The organism is Arcobacter sp. CECT 8989 (genome assembly GCF_004116715.1).
Lineage (GTDB): Bacteria > Campylobacterota > Campylobacteria > Campylobacterales > Arcobacteraceae > Halarcobacter.
Genome location: NZ_PDKE01000004.1, coordinates 67,666 through 89,719, shown reverse-complemented (window position 1 = coordinate 89,719; position 22,054 = coordinate 67,666). Strand labels below are relative to the sequence as shown.

General features: G+C 29.3%; 24 protein-coding genes. 10 read left to right on the top strand and 14 right to left on the bottom strand.

Annotated features, from left to right (window positions below):
• Nucleotides 1–32 precede the first annotated feature (32 nt).
• The 5 genes from CRV02_RS05240 to CRV02_RS05220 are packed head-to-tail and all read left to right on the top strand — an operon-like array spanning nucleotide 33 to nucleotide 4,304.
• The gene (locus CRV02_RS05240) at nucleotides 33–893 is read left to right on the top strand and encodes an ABC transporter ATP-binding protein (RefSeq protein WP_129089454.1); all 861 of its coding nucleotides are present in this window, start codon (nucleotides 33–35) and stop codon (nucleotides 891–893) included.
• Entirely contained in the window at nucleotides 893–2,053 is a 1,161-nt protein-coding gene (locus tag CRV02_RS05235; RefSeq protein WP_129089453.1) for an ABC transporter permease, read from the top strand. The genes CRV02_RS05240 and CRV02_RS05235 overlap by 1 nt, the downstream gene beginning before the upstream one ends.
• Nucleotide 2,054: 1 nt before the next feature.
• On the top strand, nucleotides 2,055–2,321 hold the full coding sequence (locus CRV02_RS05230; protein ID WP_129084565.1) for a phosphopantetheine-binding protein: 267 nt from the start codon (nucleotides 2,055–2,057) through the stop codon (nucleotides 2,319–2,321).
• A 2-nt stretch (nucleotides 2,322–2,323) separates the two neighbouring features.
• Nucleotides 2,324–3,472 (top strand): beta-ketoacyl synthase N-terminal-like domain-containing protein, encoded by a 1,149-nt coding sequence (locus CRV02_RS05225; protein ID WP_129089452.1) that lies wholly within the window; start codon nucleotides 2,324–2,326, stop codon nucleotides 3,470–3,472.
• Nucleotide 3,473: 1 nt separating this feature from the next.
• Complete coding sequence (locus CRV02_RS05220) at nucleotides 3,474–4,304, top strand: hypothetical protein (RefSeq protein ID WP_129089451.1); 831 nt, start codon at nucleotides 3,474–3,476, stop codon at nucleotides 4,302–4,304.
• A 3-nt stretch (nucleotides 4,305–4,307) separates the two neighbouring features.
• On the opposite strand, the gene CRV02_RS05215 is transcribed toward CRV02_RS05220, so the two are convergent.
• From CRV02_RS05215 to CRV02_RS05190, 6 genes are all read right to left on the bottom strand, one after another.
• Nucleotides 4,308–5,300, bottom strand: a complete 993-nt coding sequence (locus CRV02_RS05215) for a BtrH N-terminal domain-containing protein (protein ID WP_129089450.1) — start codon at nucleotides 5,298–5,300, stop codon at nucleotides 4,308–4,310.
• A complete protein-coding gene (locus CRV02_RS05210; protein ID WP_129089449.1) occupies nucleotides 5,297–5,692 on the bottom strand; it encodes a hypothetical protein in 396 nt (131 codons plus the stop codon). Before CRV02_RS05210 ends, CRV02_RS05215 begins: the two co-directional genes overlap by 4 nt.
• The gene (locus CRV02_RS05205; protein ID WP_129089448.1) at nucleotides 5,693–6,829 is read right to left on the bottom strand and encodes a beta-ketoacyl-ACP synthase III; all 1,137 of its coding nucleotides are present in this window, start codon (nucleotides 6,827–6,829) and stop codon (nucleotides 5,693–5,695) included.
• A gap of 1 nt (nucleotide 6,830) precedes the next feature.
• On the bottom strand, nucleotides 6,831–7,781 hold the full coding sequence (locus tag CRV02_RS05200) for a dialkylrecorsinol condensing enzyme (protein WP_258239230.1): 951 nt from the start codon (nucleotides 7,779–7,781) through the stop codon (nucleotides 6,831–6,833).
• A 98-nt stretch (nucleotides 7,782–7,879) separates the two neighbouring features.
• Complete coding sequence (locus CRV02_RS05195; protein ID WP_129089447.1) at nucleotides 7,880–8,833, bottom strand: hypothetical protein; 954 nt, start codon at nucleotides 8,831–8,833, stop codon at nucleotides 7,880–7,882.
• 92 nt (nucleotides 8,834–8,925) lie between these two features.
• Nucleotides 8,926–10,254 carry an NFACT RNA binding domain-containing protein gene (locus CRV02_RS05190; protein ID WP_129089446.1) on the bottom strand — a complete coding sequence of 443 codons (1,329 nt, stop codon included), beginning with the start codon at nucleotides 10,252–10,254 and terminating at the stop codon, nucleotides 8,926–8,928.
• 89 nt (nucleotides 10,255–10,343) lie between these two features.
• Between CRV02_RS05190 and CRV02_RS05185 the strand changes: the two genes are divergently transcribed.
• Nucleotides 10,344–10,667: a cytochrome C gene (locus CRV02_RS05185; RefSeq protein ID WP_129089445.1), complete on the top strand. Its 324-nt coding sequence runs from the start codon at nucleotides 10,344–10,346 to the stop codon at nucleotides 10,665–10,667.
• Nucleotides 10,668–10,695: 28 nt separating this feature from the next.
• Here CRV02_RS05185 and CRV02_RS05180 read toward each other — a convergent pair whose 3' ends face one another.
• Complete coding sequence (locus tag CRV02_RS05180; protein ID WP_164968963.1) at nucleotides 10,696–11,502, bottom strand: rhodanese-like domain-containing protein; 807 nt, start codon at nucleotides 11,500–11,502, stop codon at nucleotides 10,696–10,698.
• Nucleotides 11,503–11,577: 75 nt separating this feature from the next.
• Nucleotides 11,578–12,105, bottom strand: a complete 528-nt coding sequence (locus CRV02_RS05175) for a hypothetical protein (protein ID WP_129084555.1) — start codon at nucleotides 12,103–12,105, stop codon at nucleotides 11,578–11,580.
• Between the two features lie 108 nt (nucleotides 12,106–12,213).
• On the opposite strand from CRV02_RS05175, the gene thrS reads away from it, so the two are divergent.
• The 4 genes from thrS to rplT all read left to right on the top strand — a co-directional run bounded on the left by thrS (nucleotide 12,214) and on the right by rplT (nucleotide 15,379).
• Nucleotides 12,214–14,022, top strand: a complete 1,809-nt coding sequence (thrS, locus tag CRV02_RS05170; RefSeq protein WP_129089443.1) for a threonine--tRNA ligase — start codon at nucleotides 12,214–12,216, stop codon at nucleotides 14,020–14,022.
• Nucleotides 14,023–14,051: 29 nt separating this feature from the next.
• Nucleotides 14,052–14,552 (top strand): translation initiation factor IF-3, encoded by a 501-nt coding sequence (gene infC, locus CRV02_RS05165; RefSeq protein WP_258239236.1) that lies wholly within the window; start codon nucleotides 14,052–14,054, stop codon nucleotides 14,550–14,552.
• A 170-nt stretch (nucleotides 14,553–14,722) separates the two neighbouring features.
• Nucleotides 14,723–14,920 carry a 50S ribosomal protein L35 gene (rpmI, locus tag CRV02_RS05160; protein WP_129084553.1) on the top strand — a complete coding sequence of 66 codons (198 nt, stop codon included), beginning with the start codon at nucleotides 14,723–14,725 and terminating at the stop codon, nucleotides 14,918–14,920.
• Between the two features lie 99 nt (nucleotides 14,921–15,019).
• Nucleotides 15,020–15,379 carry a 50S ribosomal protein L20 gene (rplT, locus tag CRV02_RS05155; RefSeq protein WP_129084552.1) on the top strand — a complete coding sequence of 120 codons (360 nt, stop codon included), beginning with the start codon at nucleotides 15,020–15,022 and terminating at the stop codon, nucleotides 15,377–15,379.
• 81 nt (nucleotides 15,380–15,460) lie between these two features.
• Here rplT and CRV02_RS05150 read toward each other — a convergent pair whose 3' ends face one another.
• The 6 genes from CRV02_RS05150 to CRV02_RS05125 all read right to left on the bottom strand — a co-directional run bounded on the left by CRV02_RS05150 (nucleotide 15,461) and on the right by CRV02_RS05125 (nucleotide 22,005).
• Nucleotides 15,461–16,654 (bottom strand): rhodanese-like domain-containing protein, encoded by a 1,194-nt coding sequence (locus tag CRV02_RS05150; RefSeq protein WP_129089441.1) that lies wholly within the window; start codon nucleotides 16,652–16,654, stop codon nucleotides 15,461–15,463.
• An 18-nt stretch (nucleotides 16,655–16,672) separates the two neighbouring features.
• On the bottom strand, nucleotides 16,673–18,136 hold the full coding sequence (locus CRV02_RS05145) for an NAD(P)/FAD-dependent oxidoreductase (RefSeq protein WP_129089440.1): 1,464 nt from the start codon (nucleotides 18,134–18,136) through the stop codon (nucleotides 16,673–16,675).
• Nucleotides 18,137–18,333: 197 nt separating this feature from the next.
• On the bottom strand, nucleotides 18,334–18,567 hold the full coding sequence (locus CRV02_RS05140; RefSeq protein ID WP_129089439.1) for a hypothetical protein: 234 nt from the start codon (nucleotides 18,565–18,567) through the stop codon (nucleotides 18,334–18,336).
• A gap of 2 nt (nucleotides 18,568–18,569) precedes the next feature.
• On the bottom strand, nucleotides 18,570–20,039 hold the full coding sequence (locus tag CRV02_RS05135) for an NAD(P)/FAD-dependent oxidoreductase (RefSeq protein ID WP_129089438.1): 1,470 nt from the start codon (nucleotides 20,037–20,039) through the stop codon (nucleotides 18,570–18,572).
• Nucleotides 20,040–20,122: 83 nt separating this feature from the next.
• Nucleotides 20,123–20,725: a molybdenum cofactor guanylyltransferase MobA gene (gene mobA / locus CRV02_RS05130; protein ID WP_129089437.1), complete on the bottom strand. Its 603-nt coding sequence runs from the start codon at nucleotides 20,723–20,725 to the stop codon at nucleotides 20,123–20,125.
• On the bottom strand, nucleotides 20,725–22,005 hold the full coding sequence (locus CRV02_RS05125) for a 3-isopropylmalate dehydratase large subunit (protein ID WP_129089436.1): 1,281 nt from the start codon (nucleotides 22,003–22,005) through the stop codon (nucleotides 20,725–20,727). Before CRV02_RS05125 ends, mobA begins: the two co-directional genes overlap by 1 nt.
• Nucleotides 22,006–22,054 lie beyond the last annotated feature (49 nt).

The window sequence follows — 22,054 nt, the reverse complement described above, 5'->3', positions numbered from 1 at the left end:
ATACTTCGCAAAATACGGGGAAAAGATATTTAATGTCAATAGTTATAAAAAATCTATGTAAATCCTATAAGGGAAATCTTGTTTTAGATAATCTAAATTTAGAAATAAAGCAAGGCTCTTTATTTGGTTTATTAGGTCCAAATGGAGCAGGAAAAACTACTTTAGTATCTATATTAAACTTTTTGATTCCAAAGGATTCAGGAACTATTTTAGTTGATAATATGGATTTAGATAAAGATGAAAATAAAATAAAATCTATTTGTAGTATTGTTCCTCAAACTTATGCTTTTTATCCAAAATTAACTGCCTTTGAAAACTTAGAGTTTTTTGGAAGTCTTTATGGACTAAAAAAAGAAGCCCTTAAAAAAAGAATTGACTACTGTATTGAAGTAACTTCTTTAGAAAAATATATAAATAAACAAGCTCACACTTTTTCAGGTGGTTTAAAAAGAAGATTAAATATCGCTATTGGCTTACTAAATAGTCCAAAGATTTTATACCTAGATGAACCAACGGTAGGAATTGATCCTCAATCAAGAAAATATATTTTAAATGTTATTAAAAAAATCAATGAAAAAGAGAATACTACTATTATTTACACTTCTCATTATATGGAAGAAGTAGAGTATTTATGTGATGAAATAGCTATTTTAGATAAATCAAAAATCATTTTACAAGAGAAAAAAGAGAAGCTACTTCAGAAAAACTCTATTATAAAAATAAAACTTCTAGATGAAATTATAGAAGTAGATACAAAAGATGGTTTTGATAACTTTACTAAGATGATTGCAAAATTAGAAAAAGAGAATAAAAGAATAGAAAATATTGATTTTGGATACAAAAATCTTGAAGATATGTTTTTAAATTTAACAAAACAGGATTTAAGAGACTAATGTTTAAATACTTACTAAAAAAAGAGTTTACCCTTATCTTTAGAGATTTACATGCTTTATTAGTTTTATTTGTAATGCCTGTTATTTTTATTTTAATTATGTCTTTGGCTTTAAAAAATAGTTATTCAAATAGTGTAGATACACCTTTAAAAGTTGCTATTACAAGCTCTAAAAACAATAAATCAATTAAAACTATGATTGAAAGTATCAATGAAAACAACTTCTTCGATGCTAACTTTCTAAAAGTAAAAGATAATAAAGAGACTTTATATAAAGAAAACTATGATTTTATAGTTGATATTCAAAGAAACTATATTGAAAGAATAAAACTAAATGATAAAAACTTTAAAGTTATTATTTATAGTAAACCAGATACTTCTTTACAAAAAATAGAGATTCTTAAAAAACTTATTTCAAGTGCAAGTACAAAACTTATCTTAGAAGATTTAATGCTTGCTCAAAAAATAGATACAAAAAATGTACTTGATTTTGAGTCAAAAATCCAAAACTCATATGTATATAAAAAAGATGGCTTTGAAGTAACACCAACATCAGTACAACAAAGTGTTCCTGCTTGGCTTGTATTTTCTATGTTTTTCATACTAATTCCTATATCAAATACTTTTATAAATGAAAAAGCCTTTGGAACAATTGATAGAATTAGAAGTATCAATGTTTCACTCTTTCCTATTTTATTAGGAAAAATTGTTCCATACTATTTTATCAATCAAGTACAAGTAGTATTTATGATACTTGTAGGTATTTATATTGTTCCACTACTAGGCGGAGATTCACTAGTTATACAAGGAAGTATTCCTTTGATTTTCTTAGTTTCCTCTGCTGTTAGTTTTGCTTCTATCTCTTTTGCACTTTTAATTGCAAACATAGCTAAAACAACAGAAGAAGCGACAACTATTGGTGGTGTTTCAAATATTATTCTTGCAGCAATTGGTGGAATTATGGTTCCTAAATTTGTAATGCCAAAATTTATGCAAGATTTTTCAGAATACTCTCCAATGTCTTGGGGATTAGAGAGTTTCTTAGAGGTATTTGTTAGAGGTGGAAGTTTTAATGACATTTCTACTTATGTATATAACATGATAACTTTTGCTATAATCTGTTTACTATTAGCATATATTTTACTAAAAAAGAGGAGATAAATTGATAGGTTCTAAAGATGAGAAGCTAAAACTAGAATTAAAAGAATTAATTATTGAAGAGTGCGATAAAGATATCGAACCAGAAGATATAAGTGATGATGAAGTACTATTTGGTTCAGACACAGAATTAGAACTTGACTCAATGGATGCCTTACAAATATCTATGGCTTTACATAAAAAATATGGAATTGATGCAAATGATAGTAAAAAACTTAGAAAAATCATGGCATCAATAAATACTTTAGCAGACCATATACAACCGGAATAACATTGAACGCATATATCACAGGTAGCTCACTAGTTTGCAATATTGGAGATAATAAACAAGATATTATTTCCAATTTAAAAAATATCTCACCTGAAACATATAAAGAAAATCTTCAAGAGATTTTAAAAGATAAAACCTTTTATAAAATATATGATTATGACTACTCAAATGAAAAGAGATTTCAAAAAATCTTAGAAAAAGTAGTTTTAGATGCAGTAAAAGAAGCAAAGCTTTCTAAAGAAGAACAAGAAGACCTACATATCTTCCTTGGCTCTACTTCTATGGAAATGGGTACAAATGAGCAGTTTAAAGATGAGTTTGATAATGGTTCATCTAATTTAGAGTTTAAAAATATTGGAAATGGTGCTATTGGTCAATATGTTGAAAAACTAATTAACTCTAAACACAAAGCTACTCTTTTCTCAACTGCCTGTACATCTAGTGTAAATGCTTTAGCCTATGCAGCTAAAATGATTGAAAAGAAAAAGATCAAAAGAGCTATTGTTATTGGCTTTGAACTTTTTAACAAATCTACATTTGGTGGTTTTTCATCTTTAATGCTTCTTTCTCAATCAAAAATATACAGACCTTTTGATAAAAATAGTGATGGTATTATCTTAGGAGAAGGTTGTTCAGCTGTTGTGTTAGAAAGTGAAAAAAAAGAAGAAAACAACTTTAAATATATCTCTTCTTCAAATATCTGTGATAACTACTCTGAAACTACAAGTGACCCTTCAGGAACTCCTATTTTTGAAGCTATGAATAGTGCTTTAAAAAATGCCAAACTACAAGTAAAAGATTTAGATTGTATAAAAGCTCATGCTACAGGAAGTGAAAATAATAACTCATCAGAAGCAAAAGCTTTAGCTCAACTATTTAATAGCCACAAAGAAAAGACACAAGTTACAGCTCTAAAACCTATTTTAGGACATACTTTAGGGGCTTGTGGTACGAATGAAATTGTCTTAATGCTTGAAGCTATTAAAAATAGTTTCCTTCCTGCAACTTTTGGTTTTGAAGAAGCAATTGAAGATTTAGCCTTTACTCCAATTTTAGAACACAAACCTTGTGAGAACAAACAGACTATTTTATTAAACTATGTTGCCTTTGGTGGGAATAATAGTTCAATAATCTTAAGCAATAAGGATTGATATGTATATTCACTCAACTTATAAACTTATCAATTCTAGTAAAGCTGTAAAAGAGTATAGAAAAGAGTTAAAAGAGATTTCAAAGATAAATCTTAGAAGATCAAGTAAGTTTAATATTTTAGCAGTCCTAGGGGCTCTAAGAGCAACAAAAGAGATTAAGCTAAGAGAAAACCTTGGAATTTATGTTGCAAGTGAATACGGACCTATAAATGATGTTTATAAGCTAATGCAAACAATAAATGAAGAAAATAATATAGTAATGCCCTTTGACTTTCTAAATGTAAACAGCAACAATGTTAGCTTTTATGTTTCTCAAGCTTTAAATGCAAAGGGTAAGAATATGCTTTTAACTTCTCAATACTTATCATTTGAGAAGTCTTTACAACTTGCACAGTTTGAACTTGAAATAGATGAGATATCAGATATCTTAATTGGAGGGGTTGATGAATCCCTTGAGGAAATAAAAGATTATGAAAAGTATGTAAACTTTGCAAATAATCAAACTTCACAAGATGGAAGCTGTTGGTTATATTTAAACAATGAATCATCTAACTCTTTAGGAGAAATTACAAATATCCAAGAGTTTAGTTCAAGTGAAGAGTTGCTAAAAAATATAAAAAGTACATATTCAAAAATAGCTCTTAATCAATTTGCACTAAATGATGAAAATATTGTTTTAAAACTTGATAATAATAAGATTATTGATTCAAAAGATTTCTTTGGAAGTGAAGGTGCTTTAAGAGTTTTAGACCTTCTTGAATACAAAGGTGAACACCTTTATATTGCAAAAGATATAAACAATAACTACATTACAATAGAACTTAAAGTTTAAGCTCTATTGTATCTTTTTTAATAGTTTAAAAGCCTCTTCTTCATACTTTGAAGCTTCTACTAATTTTTCTGCAATTTTATTTGCATCAAATTTATCAATTTTTTTACTAGATTCTACACAAAGTAAAGCAAACTCTCTTAGAGTATTTCCAGACTTCACAAGTAAAGAAGATGCTTCATCTAATAGTTCATTATCTAAATCATACTTTTTCACTTCTTTTAAAAATGCAGCATATAAAAACCTAAAGCCTCCACCTCCAGTTCCTATCTCTTCTTGCATTCTAACAATATGCGTTAAATAATTTTTTAAATATCTAGGGTCAGAATTAGGATTTAGTTTTGATATTTTCTTTGCTAAAGTTCTCATTCCTTTTACTCCTGCATATGGAAAAGGAGTTAACATTGATTTAGCATTTTTCTTTATAGCTTTTTTAACAATTGAGAAAAAATCAAGATTGGTTGGAATATTTTTAGGATAATACATAAAGCCCTTTGGAGCAAATACTCCCTTTGCAAATCTTGCTCTCGTAAGCTCTTTTTCATCACATAAAACAGCCTCTTCAAAAACAGGGTCAGAGATTTTGTAATCACTTCCTTCTTTTCCATAAACTAAAAGATTGTGTGCATTAAAGTGAAACCTCATATCCTTTGGAAAATATGGAAGATAAAAAACAGATGTCTGAAGACCAACTAATTGTTTATCTTCAACAAATTTTGTTAAATCATTATTTGCTTCAACACCATTTTTATATGTTTTTTTAACAATATCTATTCCAAGAACTTTTGAAACTTTATTGATTATGTTTTTAGGAAGTTCTCTATATGCAATTAAAGGCATATTATTAAGTTTGATTATTGGAAGAAAAACAAAAGATAAAGAGCTAGTAAGTCCAAAAACCATTGGCTCACTAAGTTTTAAACCATAATGAGTTAATAAAGTCGAAACAACTCCACTCTCACAGTGTGCAAATTGTGAATGTTCAAACTTTTCACTCATACTTTAAAATCCTTTAACTCTTCTATTTTAATATTAAATGCTTCGGCATATTTTGACAAAACTTTGTCATTTAGTTTTTTGAAGTTATTCATTTTTAGATGTCTTTTTACTCTAAATTGAAACATCCCCACAACACTTGCTAATGTTGGTAAATCCATTCTATTTTCAAACATAAAGTACTCAATAGGAGAGCTAAGACCTTTTTTTATATTCTCTAAGCTCTCTTGTTTTAAAACTTCATACTCTTCTACTGCAACTTGTGTAGCAAACTCTTCAACAGAGCTTCCATAGTTGGCTGTTTTAAATTCACCATCATTGTCAGTTGTATACATAACCTTCTTTATTCCATCTAAGGTTTTATTCTCTTCTTGTGGAACTTCAATTTTTTCCATTTATACTACTTCTAACATCATAAATGATGTAGAAAATCTCCCACTTTCTGGAATATAACAAAGAATTTTTTCACCCTTTGATAATTTATTTGAATTAAATAACTCTTCAAGCATAATATAAATTGATGCAGAACCAGTATTTCCACATTTTGTAAGGTTAGTAAACCACTTTTCAAAAGGAACTTCTAAACCACCTTTTTTCATTCCTTCATATACTTTATCCCTAAAGAATGTTGAAGAGTAGTGAGGTAAAAAGTAAGATATCTCTTCTTCTTTTAAATCTCTTTTTTTAGCTATCTTTTCAATAGGTTTTGTAACTGTATATTCAATGATATTTTCATTTAAAAGTTTTACATCTTGGGCAATTGTAAGTAAAGATTTTTCCATTATCTCTTCTTGAGTAAATGTTCTAAAACCTTTTACCTCATCGCCTTTAACTTCACAACCACTATACATACAAGTTGGCATTTCACCCGCATAAGATAAAATATCTATCCAATCAATTTTTAAAGATAAACCCTCTTCATTTGGTTTATTTTGTAAAAGCATCGCTCCTGCACCATCTGAAAGCATCCATCTTAAAAAATCTTTTTCAAAGGCAATTCCTGGATTTTGTTCTACTGCTTTATGGTCAGATTCTGTTTTAAAGTTTTTAGCACTTAATGTTGGAGAAACAACTTCTGAACCTGTTGATACAACATTTTCTAAATCTCCACATTTAATTCCATAGTAAGCATATTTTAAAGCATTTATTCCACTTAAACAAATACCTGAAGCACTTAATGTCTCAATCTCTGTTAAACCTAATTCACCTTGTACCATTAAAGTATGGTTTGGCATAAGTTGATCTGGAGTTGTTGTTCCACATGAAAGACAATCAACACTATCTAAAGAGAACTTTTCATTCTCTAATTTTTTGATTGCATTAGCTGTAATTTGAGCATTTGAAAAAAGAGCTTTTTCAGTTCCTTTTTCTAAAACATAATATCTACTTTTAATTCCATTACTTCGAAGTACTACTTTTTTAGCTTTTGATTTCTTTCCACCAATATAACCTAAGTAGTCTTCTATTTCTTCATTTGTAACTGCATCATTTGGCATAAACTTTTGTATATTGTTTATATAAACTTTACTCATCTTATAAAAAATCCTTCATTCTATCTTTTGCACTTCCCGACGGTGCTTCAAAAATCTCTTTTTGTTTTAATATTTTCTCTTTATTAACTTTTCTAATTATTGTTTGAACCAACATATTTATTGGAACAATTGTTAAAATAATCAAAAGTAAAAAAACTACATAAAGCATAACTATAGGTTTTCTTTTAGGGTCACCTTGTTTTCCAACTTTTCTAATAAGTTTTCCCCAAATCATAAAACTTTTAGTTGCTATTTGTTCACTTTTAATTAGTTTTTCATCTATTGTAACTGCATTTAATCCATGGCAAATAGATTCTTGTTTTTTCTCTTCATCATTTGCTAATGCATGACTTATTGCTTTACCAAATCTTGAAGCCTCTTTTATATCTTGTTTTGAGATTCCTGCTTCAGGGAAAACTCCCCATAATGAATCTCTTTTTCCTGTTAACATCCATCTTGGTGTTGTAACAAATGTTGCAAAAGAGTTTCCTTGGTCAATTAAAACTATATTATCAATAAGTTTAGCTTCAACGTCATTAAGCATTTGTTTTAATTTTTCTTGTGCCATAACCCACATATTTCTACAACCAATTAAAGTAATAACTGGCTTGCCTTTTAACTTTCTTTTTGCATAATCACTTTTTAAGAAAGCTGTAATAGGTAAAGATGGAGATAAAAACCAAACTTGATAAGGTAAGATTACTAAATCATAATCATTGTCATCATCTTCTATCTCTTTAATTTCTGGAGGGTCTAAATATATTGATTCTGGAAAACAATCCATAAAAGTCATAAAATCCCATGGAAAAGGATATGGTTTTAGTGGTTCAATTTTTTTATAAACCACTTCTACATTTGTATCTGCCTCTAAAGGGGCTAAAACTGATTCTGTTAATTGAGTTAATTGTCCTGTTTGAGAGTACGATATAACTAATACTTTTTTAATATCCAAAATAAAACCTAATATATTATTATATTAAATTATATCCAACAATTATTTAATATATAATTTCCCTAAAAATACAGAGAAAATTTCTCTGTATTTTAGTTCTATCTTATATATCCAGTATCACCTAATCTTGCATTATCCATTGGACTATATAACCAAAGAGCAACATCTTTTCCTAAAGCTTCAACTGTTCTTCCTAATACTGCACAAGAACCTTTATAAGCTCCCCAGAATCCACCACCAGAAACTCTTGCTGCTTTAAAAGAACCATAACTTTTATTTCCTTTTACAAGTCTTCCTTCAATAGAAGTAAATTTGCTATGACCTCTAAATGCTCCACCTTGGCTAATTGCATCTACGATTTTAACATCTAAGAATAAATCTTTAGAAGAAGGTTTATTTTTATACTCTACTTTTAAACCTTGTTCTTGAGCAAATTTCTTTATAAATGTTGCTAATTGCTCATTGATTGTACACTCAGCTTTAATATTTTCTGCTATTCTATTTCCTGAAGAATAAGGAGTTATATTTCTAATATATATTGTTTTTCCACTAATTGCACTACTATCTGCTTTTTTATAGTTTTTAGTAGATGCCGTAGAACTTTTTGGTTCAATATTAGTTACTTTTCTAGTTGCACTAGTATTCCCCATTACACCAATTTGTGATAATTCATAGTTAATATTTCTCTCTAAGTTTGCAATCCATTTATTATAGTTTTTATGAATTGTATTTGAACCAGCATCATAATTCATATTTCTACTATCTTTATAAGAGATTTTATAACCTTTTCTATCATATGCAATATTTACTACAACAAGGTGTTTTCCTCTTACATTATTTTTAGCTTCTAAAAGTCCAGTTTTAATTCTTTTAGTAACCCAACCTTTTCTCATAGCACCTTTTTGAATAGCTCTTTCAACTTTCTTAGTTGTTACCTTAGAACCACTTATATAACCACTATTGTCAATATTTTGAACTGTTGTACTCTTACAACCAGATAACATCAAAAGAAAAGCTAAAATTAGCCCTGTAATCAAAGATGTTTTTTTCATTCTTTCTCCTTATTTATAATTAAAGTTCTGATTTTACAATAAAAATGTCTCACAACTGACTCATTTTTTTATTTTTTTAAATCTCTACTTTTTTATATTTTTACACTTATTGTTGTATAGGGGTTATATAAAACATTTGCTCCATGTTGTATCTTTACATTTCTTCTTTGAGTATAATCAACAGCATAAGTTCCTTCAAAATCACTTGAAAATTGCGCACATATTTTTGCTGCTTTTTCTATCACATTTTCAGGTATTGTCTTTTTACTATTTTGAACTATCACATGAGAAGAGGGAGCATCTTTTAAATGAAACCAAAAATCACTTGCTTTTGAATTTTCTAATAAATATATATTTTCTCTCTCATTTGTTCCAAGCATAATTTTATATCCCTCATAAAAGAAGCTTTCATAGTTTTGACTCTTTTTTGTTTTGGCTTGATTCCTTTGTTTCTTTGGAAGTAAAAACTCTATTTCATCAATTGTTTTACAAGAGTTAATATTATTTATAAGTCTTTTAAGGAATTCAACTTTCTCTTCTAAATTTGATTTCTCTATTTTTATATTGTTTGCTTTTTGTTTCGCTCGTTTTGCTTTTTTAAATAAATCATTTGAATACTTAGAAGCCAAATATCTTGTATCAAGTTTTATTTCTACCTCTTTTCCTTCATAATTATATGCTTTTAATACCTCTTGATATGGTTTTATTGTATGTAGATTTGCAAGAATCAAGTTTGCTTTTTCATATAAAGAGTTTGATTCTTCTTCTAAGTCCTCTTTTTTAGGTAAATTATCCAAAGTTTTTTGTAGTTTTTTTAACTTTTTATTTACTTGACTTACTTTTTGACGTCTATGATTTTCAAGGTTATTATTCTCTATCTCTTCATATACTTTATATAGATACTCTTCTACATTTTCAAGCTTTTCTATTTTAGGTATAAAATCTTGTTTTGGAACTTCGTCAAGTTTTATTCCTACCTTTACTACTCTACTTGAAGCAAATTCATCTATATGTCTTAAAGCTTCTAGTATAGTTCTATCTTCATCTAAAATAATTGCATTAGTATGTTTTCCTGTAAACTCTAACTGTAAAATTGTTGTTAGTTTTTTATATGAAGATGAAGAGTTAACTTTTATATTTATAATTTTATCATCATTATAAATCTCAAGATTCTCAATTCTTGAATTAATAAATCTTTTTTGAAGTACTACATCAAAAGGTGCATTGAAATCTTTTTTAGAAGCTTTTTCTCCTCTTTTTTTGTAAATATAACTTTTTCCTTTACTCATATCAAAATATATTTGGTTTTTATTATTAAATTCAATTATAATTAGATTGTTATCAATTCTACTTATATGTTTTATAACTTGGGCTTTTTCTTGTAGGTATTTTGTAATCTCTTTTAGAATATAGTATTTCAATATTTATCACTTTTTCTTATACTTATGTAAGTATTATTTTTATTTATCTTTGATATAATAATACCAAAATATTAATTAGGAGATAAATAATGACAAAGTTACTTAAGCTTACAATGGCTGCTGTTCTATTATTAGGTGTTGCTTCAACAACTGCTTCAGCTGATGCAAGAAAAGGTCAAAAGATTTTTATTAAGAAGTTTAAATCTAAATGTGGATTTAATGGTGCTAAGTTTGCAGCAAAACATTCTCAAGGTGAATGGTCTTCAATCAATGAAGCTGGAAACTTTAAACAAGAGATGATGGTAATTTGTCCAGATGTAAAAGAATCTGATATTAAAGATTCATGGGTTCCTCATCTTTATGATTTCTCATATGAGTATGCTAATGATTCAGGAAACGTTCCTTCTTGTTAATCACTTTACTATAAGAGGTTAATCCCTCTTATAGATTCTCATTTGCTTCAACTTTACAGTTGTTTTTCTCACAAGTTACATTAGCATCAAAATAGAAAACATCTTTTCCTACTCTGTTCTTTAAACTCAATGCAGCCTCTGCTGATTGCATTCCTGTATTACAATAAAATACAATAATCTTATCATCAGATATTTTAGAGATATCAATCTTTTCAGTTTTTGAATCCCAAGTTGCATTTACAGCACCCTTGATATGACCTTCTTTAAAATCTTTTTCTTTTCTAATATCAACTAATTGTACATTTTTAGGTAAATCATTTAAAACAACTTTTTCAAACCAAAACTGATCAATCATTCCTTTATCTTGTCCAAGATAAATAGTTGTTCCCTTAGCTTGATACTTTTGGCCTTTTGCTTCTTCTACCTTTGGTTCAGTTGTTTCAGTTTTTAAAGCCATAAGTGGCATAGATTTTTCTTTCCACTCTGGATAACCACCTTTATATACTAAAACATTTGTATATCCTGCTTTTTGTAAAAGATGTGCTAGCTCATCTGATTTTTCACATTTAAACCCATTACAAAATGATACTACTTTTGCATTTTTTTCATTTGGTAAAAATGCAATACTCTTTTGAAATCTATTTACTGGTAAGTTTAAACTTCCTAAGATAGTTCCTCTTTTAAAAAGTTTCTCTCCTCTAGCATCTAAAAATAGAGCCTCTTTATTTTCAAAAAGTTTTTTTGCTTCTGAAAATTTAATTATTTTTAAATCCTGTGCTTGAGCTACAGAAACTAATGTTAAAAGTGCAAGTAGTTTAAATACTAACGCCTTCATAATTCTCCTTTTACTTAATTTTGGAGAATTATACATAAGATAAGATTAATTTTACTTATAAAAGTTTTATAAGTTTTACTTATTAAAAGATATTGAGTTGTAATTGTAAATTATTGTTTCTGCAAGCTCTAGCATCATAATATTGATTTTTTTAAAGTTTTCATCTTTGATATTTATAAGAAGTTTGTCATACACATTTGCATAAGGATAGATAGTAAAATAGATATACTCTTTTGAACGACTCTCTTTGTCAAGCTCTTTAAACCAAACTGCAAGCATAGAAAAATATAACATTGAAGGATTAAAAACTCTTTTTGATTCTTCTATTTTTTCAAACTCTTTAGTTAATGAGTTATTTATAAAATCATATGCTTTTAAAACAGCAGAAATCCTATAGTGTTTTTTATTTTTTAAATAGTGTTCTGTTGGAAAGGTTACATTATTTATTTGAGTTAGTATCTCTTCTGAGATAGTATTAATATATTTAACTGTTTCTTTGTCAATATTGAAGAAACTGTCTTCTTTATCTTTATAAGAAAGAATCAAATCTTTACAAAATAGTAGTAAGGCTTCTGTTTTTATTTTAGAAAGGTTTAAAATCATACACTATTTTATCAATTTTTTGTTAAAACTCTCTGTTAAGATTAAATTTAAGAGCAATTAAGATAAAATATAAGAATTTTAAAAACTTTTAAGGAAAAAAGGAATTTATTGGAACCGATTGGTATATTAAAAGAAGGACAGATATTCGACCTTCAAACAGCGGAGGCTTTAAACTTAAGTGGAGATGAGATTAAAGCTGACAACTCTCCTGAATCTCTTGAGATACTAAGACATTCATGTGCTCACTTAATGGCACAAGCTATTAAAGAACTATACCCAGATGCGAAATTCTTCGTAGGACCTGTAGTAAAAGAAGGTTTTTACTACGACTTTAAAACCGAAGAAAAAATCTCTGAAGAAGATCTTCCAAAGATTGAAAAAAAGATGAAAGAGTTAGCAAATGCTAAACTTCCAATTGAGAGATATGAAGCATCTAGAGAAGAAATTCAAGCTAAATTTGCAAATGATGAATTAAAACAAGCAGTTCTTTCTAACATTACAGATGATACTTTAACTCTATATAAACAAGGTGAATTTGAAGACCTATGTAGAGGACCACACGTACCTAATACAAGAATGATTAGAAGCTTCAAACTTACAAGAGTTGCAGGTGCATACTTAGGTGGTGATGAAGAAAATGAAATGATTACTAGAATCTATGGTATCGCGTTCTTTGATAAAAAAGAGTTACATGATTACGTAAGAATGCTTGAAGAAGCTAAAAAAAGAGATCATAGAAAACTAGGAACAGAATTAGAACTATTTACGTTTAGTGAAGATATTGGAGCAGGACTTCCATTATGGCTACCAAATGGAGCAAAACTAAGAAGTAAATTAGAGCATCTTTTATATAAAGCACATAGAATTAGAGGTTATGAGCCAGTACGTGGTCCAGAGATGTTAAAAGCAGACATGTGGAAAATCTCTGGTCACTATGACAACTATAAAGAGAATATGTACTTTACTGAAATTGATGAGCAAGAGTATGGTATTAAACCAATGAACTGTGTTGGTCATATTCAAATCTTTAGAAATGATTTAGTTTCATATAAAGATTTACCTCTTAAACTTTTTGAATATGGTGTTGTTCATAGACATGAAATGTCTGGTGCTATGCATGGACTATTTAGAGTTAGAGAATTCACACAAGATGATGCACACATCTTCTGTACAAAAGATCAAATTAAAGATGTAATCATTGAGGTTTTAGAATTCGTTGATTCATTAATGAAACTATTTGATTTTAAATATGAGATGGAAGTATCTACTAAACCTAAAAAAGCAATTGGTGATGATGCATTCTGGGAAGCAACAACAAAAGGTATCATGGACGCACTAGATTCAGAAAACCTACCTTATGGAATTGATGAAGGTGGAGGAGCATTCTATGGTCCAAAAATTGATATTAAAATCACAGATGCTATTGGAAGAAAATGGCAATGTGGTACTGTTCAAGTGGACATGAACTTACCAAGTAGATTTAATATCGAGTATGTAAATGATAAGGGTGAAAAAGAACAACCAGTTATGATTCACAGAGCAATTCTTGGTTCATTTGAAAGATTTGTTGGAATTTTAACTGAACACTGTGCTGGTGAGTTCCCATTTGTAATTGCACCAACACAAGTTATTTTTGTACCAATTGCAGATACTCACGTTGAGTATGCAAAATCATTACAAAAAGAGCTTTTATATAATGAAATTGATTCAAAAATATTTGATATGAATGAATCATTAAATAAAAGAATTAGAATGGCTGAAAAGCAAAGAGTTCCAATGATTATTGTTGTTGGAGATGAAGAGGTAGCAAATGAGACTGTTGCACTAAGAGATAGAAGAAATAGAGAACAGTCAAACATGAGCAAAAATGAATTTATTAATATGTTAAATGAAATTAAATCAGGGAGTAAAATTTGAGTAGACAAAATAAAAAGCCAGAAGCAATTATGAATGAGGACATCAGATGTTCAGAAGTTAGATGTACAGGAGATGATGGTACAAATTATGGAATAATATCAACTAGAGATGCACAAAACACTGCTGATGATTTAGGACTAGATTTAGTTCTAATTGCACCAGATGCAAAACCACCTGTTGCTAAAATTATGGATTACGGTAAATTTAAATACCAACAAGAGAAAAAGAAAAAAGAAGCTAAGAAAAAGCAAAAAGTAATTGTAGTAAAAGAAGTAAAGTTCTCTGTTAAAATTGCAGAAAATGATATTAACTATAAAGTTAAACATGCTATTGAATTCTTAGAAAAAGGATACCATGTTAAATGTAGAGTATTCTTAAAAGGTAGAGAGATGGCTCATCCAGAAGCTGGTGCAGACGTACTTGAAAGAGTATGGCCTATGCTTGAAGAGTATGGAGTAAGAGATGCTGCTCCTAAACAAGAAGGAAGATTTGTTAATATGATGGTTCTTCCTAAAGAAAATAGAAAATAATAAATATACACAATCTTAAAAACCAATCTCCAAAAAATTTCTATGCAGAGGAGCTACTCCCTCTGCGCTCCTTTTATACTATTTAATCTTAATTAAAGCTAATTTTAAGTAAAATCTCGAACTTTTTCATTACTTATGAAAATGCAAATTTATTAGAAAGGAACTGTACGATGCCAAAGATGAAATCAAACAGTGGGGCTTTAAAGAGATTTAAAGTGAAAAAGAATGGTTCTATTAAAAGAGGATCAGCTTTCAGAAGCCACATCTTAACTAAAATGAGTCAAAAAAGAAAAAGAGCTCTTAGAGGACCTCAAACTGTAGCTGCAACTGATGCAACTAGAGTTAAAAGAATGTTATGCCAAGCATAATTAACTTTTAAAGTTAATTATATAGTCCCTCCACATAAGTGGACAAGTTCGATTATAAAATCGACACCTATTAAAAAATAGAGTAAAGAAAGGAAAAATATGCCTAGAGTAAAAACTGGTGTAGTTAGAAGAAGAAGACATAAAAAAGTTTTAAAGCAAGCTAGAGGATTTTTCTCAGGAAGAAGAAAACACTTTAGAAAAGCAAAAGAGCAATTAGAACACTCTTTAGTATATGCTTATAGAGATAGAAGACAAAAGAAAAGAGATATTAGAAAGCTTTGGATCGTAAGAATCAACGCTGCTTGTAGATTAAATGATATTAACTACTCAAGATTCATGAATGGATTAAAATTAGCTAACATTGAGTTAGATAGAAAAATCCTAGCAGACTTTGCTATGAATGATGCAGAAGCATTTGCAGCATTAGTTGTAAAAGCAAAAGAAGCATTAGCAGCATAATTAATAAATTTGCTATAAATAAAAAAGGCAGAAGATTAACTCTTCTGCCTTTTTTTATGCCTAAAATAAAGAAGCTTAGGATTAAATACCTAAAGCCTCATTTACTTCAATTTTACACTTATTACCTTTACAATCAACATTTGCATCAAAATAGAAAACTTCACTTATATCAAGTTTTGCTTCTTTTAATTTTGTCCATGCTTCAATTGATCTACCACCTGCTGTACAATTAAACACAATAGTTTTACCTTTTGGTAATTTTGCTTCTAACTCTTTTGCACTTAGTTTTTCTGCAGGAATATTAATAGCCCCTTTAATATGACCATTTTTAAACTCACTTGGATCAGTCACATCAACAATTTGAATAAATGCTGGTACTTTATCTTCTTTGATAAGTGCATTTAACCACTCACCATCAATACTACCCTCATCTAATCCAAGTTTAGCACCATTTTTGCTCATTGTTGGTTTACTTGGCGCTTTTTTAGCAACAGTCTCACCTGCACTTTTAGTTGTACTTAATCCAGATTTTTTCCACTCAGGAAGTCCACCTGCAAATACATTTACATCTCTATATCCCATAGAGATAAGTTTATTAGCTACATTATGTGATTTTGCACATTTATATCCACCACAAAATGCAATAATTTTTTCATTTTGATGAACTGGAAATCTTCCTTTTAACTCATCAACTTTTGTATCAGGAATAGCAACAGAACCAGCAATTGTCTCTTTTAAAAACATTTTATATGGTCTTGCATCAATAATTACTGCACTATTATTTGCTTGTGCTGCTTTTACTACTACTAAATCAACTTCTTTATAGTTTTTCTTTGACCACTCAGGTTCCCCTGCTTGGTAAAGTTTTACATTAGTAAATCCATCTTTTTTAAGCATATTAGCTACTTTTGGAGATTTACCACATTTCCATCCACCACAAAATACTAAAATCTCTTTGTTTTTAGGTGTATCTTTTAATTGTCCTATATACTTTTCATAATCAGTATCAGGGATATTGATTGCCGAAGGAATAGTTCCAACTTTAAATTTCTTATTTGGTCTTGCATCTACTAAAACAGCTTTTGCACTGTTATGAGTCCCCTTACCAATCTTTGATTTAGTGTAGTTATAATCAACAACTTCTAGTTTGAACTTGCTAATCATACTTTGAACTTTAGGACTTGGTTTTGTTAAGTTCCCTGGGTCATTTGCTAGGGCACCACTTGTTAATAAACCTACAATAACTAAACTTTTTAATAAATTTTTTGCTTTCATTGTCTTCTCCTTTTTTTATTAAACTCTACCTGATAACATTCCGTACTGAGTCATTGGTTTTAAAATATATGCTTTTAATAACCACCAAATATATCTCTCTTGTGTTGGGTCTAGTGGGAACGATGGAGTGGGCTTCATACTCCAATCAAACTCAGCTAACATAACTGTTCCAATTCCTGTAATAATAGGACATACTGTGTACCCATCATATTTAGCACTTAAAGGTTTACCTTCCATTGCAGAGATTATATTATCAACAGCTACTTTATATTGTTTTCTAACACTTCCACCAGTTTTTCCTAATGGAATAGCGGCAATATCACCTAAAGAGAAGATGTTATCATATTTAACATGCTGTAATGTCTCTTTATTTACAGGAACCCAACCTTTACCTGAACCTACAGGAGAGTTACCTATCTCATCTGGGGCTTTCATTGGAGGTGCCACATGTAAGAAATCATAATCTACATCAACCATTTTAGTTTTTCTTACTAAATCATACTCTCCTAAATCAGCATCATATTCACCTTTTTCATCCCAATAGTGTTCAAATGTTGCAACTTTATTTTTAATATCTACAGCTTTTAAATTATGAGCAAACTTCCATTTCATATCTCTTGCTTCATATTGCTTTTTAATTGCATCAGCATACTCTTTTACAGAAAACAGCTTTGTAGAGTTTGGATAAAATGTCATATCTACATTTGCTCTAACATCTTTTCCTGCTTCATTTAGTCTTGTATCCATTAAATACATCATTTTTTTAGGAGCTCCACCACATTTAATTGCCGTATCAGGATGAGAGAAAATAGCATTTAACTTTTTGCCTTTTTTAGCCTCTTCAATTGTTGCTTGCATATTTTTCCAAGTATAAACAGCAGCATCAGTATTATATACTGTACTAACACCTGTTCCATCAAATAACTCTTTGATTTTACTTCTTTCATCCATAGTATATGTATCACCTAACTCTTCTAACCCTTTGATTTTCCCAAAATCTAAAGTTAGTCCAGCTGCAATTACTAGATAATCATATGAGATTTTTTCACCACTTGAAATAGTTAAACTATTATTATCAGGATCAAACTCTACGGCTTTATCTTTGATTAGTTTAGCACCTTGTGGAAAAAAGTCTTTTAGTTCATACATTACATCTTTTTTTTCATATACACCTGCACCAATAAAAGTGTTTCCTGGTTGATATGAAACTGATACATCACTTGGTTCAATAACTGTAACATCTGGATTACTTAAAGAGTTAATTAATCTTGCAGCAGTAGAAATACCTGCAAGTCCTCCACCAACTATTACAATTTTTGCTTTTACATCACTAGCTTTTGCTTCAGAAGCTTTAGTTTCAATAGGATTTAACATTGCAGTACTCGCTGCACCAAGTCCCATTAACTTTAAAGCATCCCTTCTTGATATACCTTTTTTAATAAGTTCTTTTTCAAACTCATTAAGTAAATCTCTATTATCCATTACCATCTCCTTCAATGAATATGTAATTATTATATAATGTTTATTATTAATTATATTAATGTTTTTGAATAGATGTTCACTTTTTTTAATTTTTATTATTTATTTATTGATTTTCTCTATAATTTGTTAAGTGGTACGATTTTATGGTATTTTATAAAAATTATATTTTATTATATAAAGTATAATTTTTAGTTATATTAGTTGTATTTAGTTGTTAGTTTATTAATTATCTTAATTATTATTCTTGGTATTAGTAATATTATATATACTAATAATGTAAAAAGAAAAGGATGCAAAAAGCCAAATCCGTAAGCTCCTGCATCTTGTAAGTTTTGTATATGTTCTAAAGGAAAAGAAAGAAACTCTTTATAGTGAATAATAAGTGATAAAACAACAAATATTAAACCTAAATATAAAAGCTCTCTCTTCATTTTTATGCTCGACCTGATAACATTCCATATTGAGTCATTGGTTTAAGCATATATACTTTTAACAACCACCAAACATATCTTTCCACTGTTGGGTCAAGAGGGAATGAAGGCACTGGTTTTTTGCTCCAATCAAACTCAGCAAGCATTACTTTTCCAATATCTGTAATTAAAGGACAAACGGTATATCCATCATATTTTGCAGTTAAAGCTTTTCCTTCCATACTTGAAATGATATTGTCAACTAATACTTTATATTGTTTTCTAACACTTCCACCTGTTTTTCCCATTGGAACTGCTGCAATATCACCTAATGAGAAAATATTGTCATATTTTACATGTTGTAGTGTCTCTTTATTAACTGGAATCCAACCTTTACCTGAACCAATAGGAGAGTTACCAATTTCATCTGGTGCTTTCATTGGTGGAGTAATATGTAAAAAGTCATATGGAACTTCTACATTCTTATGTTTAGTTACAATATCATACTCTTCTAAATCAGGGTCATACTCACCTTTTTCATCCCAGAAATTATCAAATGTTGCTATTTTTTTCTCTAAATCAACACCTATTAAATTGTGATTGTAATGCCATTTAAAATCTCTAGCTTTAAACTGTTCTAAGATTGCCTCATGATACTCTTTTACTCCAAACATGCTTCCACCATTTGGGAAGAAAGTTAAGTTCGCATTTTTTCTAGCCCCTACTTCTTCTAATCTTGAATTAGTAAGATACATGATTTTCTTTGGAGCTCCACCACATTTAATTGGTGTATTTGGGTGAGTAAATACAGCTTCTACATTTTTACCAGCTTTTGCATCTTGAATAAGTTTTTGCATATTTTCCCAAGTAGCTACTGCTCCATCAGTAGAATAGATAGAACAAACACCTGAGTTTTTAAGTTTTGAAGTAAGTTTAGAAGCATCTCCTAAACTTGTTAGCTCTCCTATGTCTTCTAAACCTTGAATTTTTCCAAAGTCAAGTTTTAAACCAGCTGCTACAATTAAATAGTCATAATCAAAAGTTTCACCGTTTTGTGTTTTTACTTTGTTGTTCTCTGGGTCAAACTCAATTGCTTTGTCTTTAATAACTTTTACACCACTTGGCACAAAATCTTTAGTGTCATACATAATATCATCTTTTGTATATACACCAGCAGCAATTAAAGTATTTCCAGGTTGATATGAAACAGATTTTGGATTTGGTTCAATAACTGTAATATCAGGATTTGATAAACTATTTGATAATCTTGCAGCAGTAGAAATACCTGCAAGTCCTCCACCAATGATTAGTATTTTTGCTTTTATATCACTTGCTTTTGCAACAGTAGCAGCTTCAACTTCTGTATTTCCCATTAAGAAAGTTGCTGAACCTAATCCTGCAACCTTTAAGGCATCTCTTCTTGAAAGTCCCTTGTTTTTTAGTTCTTTATCAACTAAAGCTAGGGCTTCTTTTAACTCATTATTATTAGACATTCTAATATCCTTAGTATAAGTAAAATTTATATGTAAGGATATCAAAAAACTTATAATACATAACTTATAACTTTCTGAAAAGTTTAATAACTATTATTATCCTTACTTATAATTGATAAAGCTCGTTTATACTCTTCTTTTTCATTTAAATTTATAAATTCATCTTCTAAAGAAAACTCAACATAATGAGTTGAAACTTGCTGTAATAGGTAACCTACTTTATGAAAGTCTTCTTCTAACATTTTATTTGTTAAAGATAAAAGTTTATCTTTTTTAAAAACTCCACAAAGGTTATGAACCCTTGTTGTCTTTGCAACTGCTATATCATAATCATTAGATTCACTAATTATTCTATTTATTGATTCAAGTTTCACTAATGGAGTATCAACAGTTATTATAAATACTTTATTGCTGTTTATTTTTGTAAATATTGAGTGTAAAGCAGCTATAGGAGAGTATACTTCTGCCTTATCAAGAAGTAGTTCATCTTTTGAGATAAAATCAAACTTGTCGACCTTTGAAGATAGATATACTTTTTTAAATAGTTTTTTTAATTTTTCGTATTGATATTGTGTAAGAGTATTTGAAGAAGAAAAAGGAAGAAGAGATTTATCTTCTCCCATTCTTGAGCTTTTACCACCACAAAGAATAACACAAGGGATATCTTCTAGTGGTGGAGTAGTCATTATAAACCTCTTGGGTCAGTTATATATCCAGAGATTGCACTTGCAGCTGCAACGGCACTATTTGCTAAATAAATTTTAGAAGATCTAGAACCCATTCTTCCAACAAAGTTTCTATTAGTTGTAGAAATACAAACTTCATCATCACCTAAGATTCCCATATATCCACCTAAACATGCTCCACAAGTTGGATTTGATACAACTGCACCAGCATCAACTAAAGTGTCAATATATCCTGCTTTTGTAGCATCTCTAAGAATCTTTTGAGTTCCAGGAGTTAAAATCATTCTTACATGTCTAGCAACTTTTTTGCCTTCCATAATTTCAGCAGCTACTTTAAAGTCAGATAATCTACCATTTGTACATGAACCTATAAATACTTGGTCAACTCTAATTTCATCTGCAACTGCTTGAGAAACTGAGTGTCCATTATCTGGTAAGAATGGATATGCAATTACTGGTTCTAAATTTGCAACATCAATTTCAAGAACCTTAGTATAGTTTGCATCTTCATCAGAATAATGAATTTTTGGTTCAGCTCTTAAACCATCATTTAATTCTGCTGTTTTCTTTAAGAACTCTTCTGTAACTTCATCATAAGCAAAAATACCATTTTTAGCACCTGCTTCAATAGCCATATTACAAATAGAGAATCTATCGTCCATAGTTAAATATTGTACTGTATCACCAGTAAACTCTAAAGTTTGATATAAAGCTCCATCAACACCTAACATTCTAATAACTTCTAAGATGATATCTTTTCCAGATACATATTCACTTGGTTTTCCAGTCATTACAACTTTAATTGATTCAGGAACTTTAAACCAGTTACCACCTGTAATCATTCCAAATGAAATATCAGTACTTCCCATACCAGTTGAGAATGCTCCTAAACCACCGTGTGTACATGTGTGTGAATCTGCACCAATGATTACGTCACCTGGTAAAACTAAACCTTTTTCTGGTAATAAAGCATGCTCAATACCCATATCTTTTTCATCGAAGAAGTGTTTTAAGTCATGTTTCATTGCAAAATCTCTAGAGATTTTTGCTTGGTTTGCAGATGCAATATCTTTTGCAGGGATAAAGTGATCTAATACGATTGCAAAACCATCTGGATTTGCTAACTCTTTAAATCCTCCTTCTTCAAACGCTCTAATAGAAATAGGAGTTGTAATATCATTTCCAATTACCATATCAATTGGACTTCTTACAATTTCTCCTGCGTAAACCTCTCTTCCTACGTGTTCACTAAATATTTTTTCTGTTATTGTCTGACCCATAAAAACCCCATTTTAATAATTTTTGTGGGGATTATACCTAAATAAATAT